We start from the raw sequence: 5,630 nt of genomic DNA, 5'->3' as shown, positions 1-5,630 counted from the left end.
CGGCGACCACCGAGATCTACACTCTTCCCCTACACGACGCTCTTCCGATCTAAAGTTTAGATTTAGTTTTTATTACTCTAGTTATCATAAGTTATATTTTTGTACTCTCGGTAAGCTTATCACAATGGAGAAGTTTTATTCAATCTGTGGGGAAATTATTTACTTTTATCTTACAAGCATTAATTTTAACAATCGTATTTCTTAAGCATAAAGTAGGGATTTTATTAGGAAAAATTGGTAAATTACAAGAAACTCCTTTTAATAAAGAAAAAAGAATAGTTATAAAGCCTAAAAATCTTAATGCTTTACAAAATAACCTAAATATAGATGAATCCTCTGCGTTATTTGCAGATTATGCCAACAGGAATTCTTCTTTATTTTCCTATGTAAAAAATCAAAAAAATCTTGATGATTTTAATCTAGAAGAACTTGATGATTCCTTTGAGAATAGCCACTTAGAAAATGATAGTTCTCAGAATAACTCTGTGCAAAATTCAACAGCTAAACAAGACTTACAAGCACTTATAACAATTCAATCCCTACATTCCTCTACTGCTAATTCCAAAATTCTTATACAGAATCCTACTAATTCAGTTAAACTTTATCCTAAAAAAGCTCCAACAACTAATTCTCTAACACCGTATTATATTCCTTTGGATTTATTAAGTCCTGCTACTAGTAAGAAAGATACTGTTTCCACCCAAGAAATTAAAACTAATGCCTTAAAATTAGAAAAAATTATGCAAGAGTTCGGTATTTTAGGAAAAATTGTGAATTACCAAACAGGACCCGTAGTAACTATGTATGAAATTACAATTCCACCTGGGGTAAAAAGTTCTAAATTATTAAGTTTAGAACAAGATATTTCTCTAAGAATGAAAGCAACCTCCACTAGAATTGCCGTAGTACCAGGTAAAGATGTAATTGGATTAGAGTTTCCTAACCAAAAAAGAAAAGTAGTTTTATTACGAGAATTATTGGAAAGTAAACAGTTTCAAAATCCTGAAATAGCTCTACCTATTGCTTTAGGATATAGTATTAATGGTTCCCCTGTCGTGGCAGACTTAAGTACTATGCCACATTTATTAATTGCTGGAACTACAGGCTCAGGAAAATCTGTAGCGGTAAACGGAATGATTCTTTCCCTACTTTATAGCTTATCTCCTGAGCAATGTAAATTAATTATGATTGATCCTAAAATGTTAGAACTTTCAATTTATCAAGATATTCCTCACTTATTAACCCCAGTTGTAACCGATTCTAAAAAAGCTATCTCCGCTTTAAAATGGGCTGTAAAAGAAATGGAACAAAGATACAGTTTAATGTCTTTACTTGGTGTCAGAAATATTAAAGGTTATAATGAAAAAATTCAGAATCAGCTTGAAATGAATATAGTACAACAAAAATTATTAGAAAAGCATAATCATATCGTAGATTTTTCATACCTGCCTTACTTGGTGGTAATTATTGATGAAATGGCAGACTTAATGTTAGTAGCTGGTAAAGAAGTAGAACAGGCGGTACAACGTTTAGCTCAAATGGCAAGAGCTTCTGGTATTCATTTAATTACGGCAACCCAACGCCCTTCTGCAGATGTAATTACTGGAACCATTAAAGCAAATTTTCCCACCAGATTAAGTTTTCAGGTAAGCTCACCCATAGATAGTAGAATTATTTTAGGAGAACAAGGAGCAGAACAACTCTTAGGGAAAGGAGATATGCTTTTTATGCCTGGAGTCGGCAGAATTCAAAGAGCTCACGGACCTTTTGTGAGTGATTTAGAAGTAGAGCAAGTAGTAACTTATTTAAAAAATTTAGGTGTACCTAATTATATAGAAAATTTAACTTCTGAAGAGTATTCAGAAAATTCTCTTAGTGCTGCAAACACCGAATTAGATCCACTCTTTAATGAAATTTTAGAACTAATTAAAAATGAAGGTAAAATTTCAACTTCTTTTATTCAAAGAAAATTTCAAATAGGGTATAATAGAGCAGCCAGAATTGTTGATCAACTAGAAGAACAAGGCTATATTAGTAAGCCTGGAGTAACTGGAAAAAGAGAGATTCTTAATTAAATGAAAACTATAATTTTAATATTAACTCTGTTAAGTTTTACTAAGCTACAAGCCCAAGAATTTCCTAAGGTACCACTCTCTAAAGAAATTCTAAAGGAATATGTTTTTACTAAAGAAGAAAAAGAAGAGCTTAAAGAGTTAACCGCTCATTTTAGTAATTTTACAACTTTTAAATCTAATTTTCTACAAAGAGACAATAACGGTACTATTAATAAAGGTTGGCTGATTATTTATAAACCCTACCTTGCTCGGGTGGAATATGTAGATTTACCAGTAAGATTAATAGTGAATAAAAATACTATTTTATATGAAGATACAAAATTAAAACAAAAGTCTTTTTTACCACTGGAAAGTAGCCCTTTTTATTTTTTATTAGAACAAAATTTAGATTTTCTCAGCCCTAAAATAAGTATTCTTAATTATCTAAGCACTGTCTCTACTATAGAAATACAAATAACTAGTAAAAAAGCTCCACACATGGGTAGTATTACTTTAATTTTTAATAAACAAACAAAAACTATGCAAAGTTGGCTAATTTTAGACAGCCAAAATCTATTAACGATTGTTGATTTTATAAAACCAGCTTTTAATAATAAAATTCTGCCTAGTTACATTTTCAACATGCAAAAAATTAGAACCATAGATTTTAATAAGTTATAACTTAATAAATTTTATAACTAAAACAAGTATAACTACTATCATTTATATGTTATTGTTATCTTAATGATATATAAATATTATGAGAAATTTTACTAAAGTAGATAAAGCTTGGGAAGACTTACATAGCAATCAATCATTTAAGTGGGATTATTTTGTAAAGGCTATAGGATGGAAAGATAGTACCGCAAAGACTTATAGAAGTAAAAAGTTTAAAAATATTATTAACTTAGAAAATAAAAATAATAATACTTATAAAGTTACTAAATTACCTCCATTAGAATGTTTTAGAGTTATAATGCAACAAACAATTCCTAACGATGCCACACACAAAATATATCTTGATAAATCTATAGACATTATGTTTTCAGCTGTAGGAATTTTTAATAACCCAAATATAAATTATAAAGCAGATACTGCAGTTTGTTTAATAATCACTGCCTACATTGATTTAATTCTAGCTTCTTTTTAAAGTCTGTCAAAAATAAATCCTATTATACAAATAAAAATGAATCTAGTAATATTTTATCTCTAAACAAGTTAATTAATACAATTTAATGAAAATAATAAACAAAACTTTAAAGAAAAAATTTTAACCGGCATGGAAGCAAATATACTAAAATTACAAGATTATAGAAACTAATTCCTACATAACTATACCTATACACAAGAAGATAATGAGCAAGCAGAGAGTAGCATTATAAACTATAATAGCTTATTAACAACTATATTTAAGATAGATATATCAAATAACTTGGGTTTAGCTTAATACCTGAGAATTATAAATTCCAAAAATTATCTTTAGAAAAATTTTTTAAATCTGAAAATACTTCTATGAATGCCAATAGGTATTATAAAACAGAAATTTCAATAACAACTAAGCTTAAAAATAATCCTAAAGATGCTATTCCGGTAAAAATTACAGATTCCTCTAATACTACTATTAAAGAAGTACATAGAAAACCTATTAAAAGCAAGGAATTATGTACACAATTATATAACGTTCTGCAATTTACACCTACTCCTACAGAGCTTTGTAGATTGGCTAGAAAAATAGGCTGGAGAAATCAGGATAATACATCTACTAATTTACTGTATTATAATTATTTTTTAACAATAGCTACTTATACAAAAGATACCGAATCTAAAATATTAGAAATTATTAAAGAAAAAGATTTTAATTGGTCAGAAGATATTTTTTATAAAAAAAATCATAATAAATTACAAAAGTATAAAAATTTTTCTTAAGTATTATTTTTAAAATAGCTACAAATATGACTGATTTTGCAGATTTCACAACAAGGATTTCTAGCTTTGCAAATATATCTACCATGAAGAATTAAAAGATGATGAGCTTGTAATAAATATTTTTTAGGAATTTTTACTAAAAGATCTTGTTCTACCACCTCTAAATTTTTAGTATTACTAATTCCAATTCTATTACTTAGACGAAAAACATGGGTATCAACCGCCATAGTAGGTTGATTAAAAGCCACATTTAACATCACATTTGCAGTTTTTCTACCAACTCCAGGTAATGATATCAAAAAATCAAAATCTGCTTTGAGATCGCCTTGATATTGCTCCTCTAAAATCTTACTTAAGGCAATAATATTTTTAGCTTTATTTTTATAAAGACCGATAGTTTTAATATATATTATTAACTTTTCTTCTCCTAAATCCAACATTTCCTTAGGAGTACTAACTATTTTAAATAATTGCTCTGTGGCTTTATTTACACTGACATCGGTAGATTGGGCTGAAAGTACTACTGCTACTAATAAAGTATAATGATTTACGTATTTTAATTCAGTTTTAGCATCAGGAATAGCTTTATTTAAAATTTTAAAGACTTCCTCAATTTCTCCCCGACTAAGCATACCACTAATCCGTACCTAGTTTAAATTTAATACATCATTCATAGTATAAAAACCGTTTTTTTGATTTTGTAAAAATAAAACCGCCTGTAAAGCACCTGCAGCAAATAGTTCCCTACTAATTGCTTTATGAATAATCGTTATTTCTTCATGCATTCCTAGAAATGATACCCTATGTTCTCCTATTATTCCTCCGCCTCTAATGCTTGAAAATCCTATTACTCCATTCTTTCTCTCAAGGTTATGATTATTTCTATTAGGTGAGGTATACTCCCTTAGGGAAATATTTCTACCTTGTGCTACTGCCTCTCCAAATAATAACGCTGTTCCGGAAGGAGCATCTTTTTTAAATTTATGATGAGATTCCACAATTTCAATATCAAAATCTTCTTTAGATAAGATTTTTGCTACTTTTTTACTCAGCTTACTAATTAAATTTACCCCTAAACTCATATTAGCAGACTTTAAAATCGGCATTACCTTAGCATATTCACGAATTTGTTCTTCTTCTTCTTCTAAAAATCCTGTAGTTCCTATTACTATGGCTTTAGGACTATCTTTAGAAAATCTAGAGAGAAGTTTTAAATTACTCATAGTGGCAACAGGTATTGAGAAATCTATAAATATAGAACAAGTATCAATATTTTGCTGAGTTAAAGTTCTAATCTCCCCTATAATCTCTTTATTTCCAAAAATATCAGAGATTTTTTTATTAAGTAGATGGTGATTCTCTGTTTCAAAAATAGCTCCCAATAGAGATGCGTCTTTTTGTATAACAAAAGAAACTATCTCTCTCCCCATTTTTCCTAATCCGCCTAAAATGCCTATTTTAATTCCTGTTTGCTTGGCAAAATTTTTCATTGCAAAACCTTAATACTATCATATATAAGTATTATATCTGTTTTAGAAAAATTATGAATTTAATTACATCCCTTAATCCCCAGACCAGCAGAAAATAGATCGGAAGAGCGTCGTATAGGGAAAGAGTGTAGATCTCGGTGGTCGCCGTATCATTAAAAAA

The 5,630-nt window shown here is 29.0% G+C and carries 6 protein-coding genes; 4 read left to right on the top strand and 2 right to left on the bottom strand.

Going from position 1 to position 5,630, the window contains the following annotated elements; all coding sequences use genetic code 11:
• Window positions 1-146 precede the first annotated feature (146 nt).
• From ACQCX0_RS05820 to ACQCX0_RS05805, 4 genes are all read left to right on the top strand, one after another.
• Window positions 147-2,075 (top strand): DNA translocase FtsK, encoded by a 1,929-nt coding sequence (locus tag ACQCX0_RS05820; RefSeq protein ID WP_465029891.1) that lies wholly within the window; start codon window positions 147-149, stop codon window positions 2,073-2,075.
• On the top strand, window positions 2,076-2,735 hold the full coding sequence (locus ACQCX0_RS05815; protein WP_462563229.1) for a LolA family protein: 660 nt from the start codon (window positions 2,076-2,078) through the stop codon (window positions 2,733-2,735).
• Window positions 2,736-2,814: 79 nt separating this feature from the next.
• The gene (locus tag ACQCX0_RS05810; protein ID WP_462563228.1) at window positions 2,815-3,204 is read left to right on the top strand and encodes a DUF3644 domain-containing protein; all 390 of its coding nucleotides are present in this window, start codon (window positions 2,815-2,817) and stop codon (window positions 3,202-3,204) included.
• Window positions 3,205-3,566: 362 nt separating this feature from the next.
• Window positions 3,567-3,980: a hypothetical protein gene (locus ACQCX0_RS05805; RefSeq protein ID WP_462563227.1), complete on the top strand. Its 414-nt coding sequence runs from the start codon at window positions 3,567-3,569 to the stop codon at window positions 3,978-3,980.
• On the opposite strand, the gene nth is transcribed toward ACQCX0_RS05805, so the two are convergent.
• Both nth and dapB read right to left on the bottom strand, forming a co-directional pair.
• Window positions 3,977-4,612 (bottom strand): endonuclease III, encoded by a 636-nt coding sequence (gene nth / locus ACQCX0_RS05800; RefSeq protein ID WP_462563226.1) that lies wholly within the window; start codon window positions 4,610-4,612, stop codon window positions 3,977-3,979. The genes ACQCX0_RS05805 and nth overlap by 4 nt on opposite strands.
• A 15-nt stretch (window positions 4,613-4,627) precedes the next feature.
• Window positions 4,628-5,470, bottom strand: coding sequence for a 4-hydroxy-tetrahydrodipicolinate reductase (gene dapB / locus ACQCX0_RS05795; RefSeq protein ID WP_462563225.1), 843 nt, complete (start codon window positions 5,468-5,470; stop codon window positions 4,628-4,630).
• Window positions 5,471-5,630 lie beyond the last annotated feature (160 nt).

It is taken from the genome of Candidatus Hepatincolaceae symbiont of Strigamia maritima (assembly GCF_055505085.1).
The sequence above is the reverse complement of the archived record's forward strand: the minus strand, read 5'-3'. Positions and strand labels throughout refer to the sequence as shown.

Excerpts from the sequence above, each read along its gene's own strand:
- ACQCX0_RS05815 (WP_462563229.1), top strand. The coding sequence starts at position 2,076 with ATGAAAACTATAATTTTAATATTAACTCTGTTAAGTTTTACTAAGCTA.
- ACQCX0_RS05810 (WP_462563228.1), top strand. The coding sequence starts at position 2,815 with ATGAGAAATTTTACTAAAGTAGATAAAGCTTGGGAAGACTTACATAGC.
- ACQCX0_RS05805 (WP_462563227.1), top strand. The coding sequence starts at position 3,567 with ATGAATGCCAATAGGTATTATAAAACAGAAATTTCAATAACAACTAAG.
- nth (WP_462563226.1), bottom strand. The coding sequence starts at position 4,612 with ATGCTTAGTCGGGGAGAAATTGAGGAAGTCTTTAAAATTTTAAATAAA.
- dapB (WP_462563225.1), bottom strand. The coding sequence starts at position 5,470 with ATGAAAAATTTTGCCAAGCAAACAGGAATTAAAATAGGCATTTTAGGC.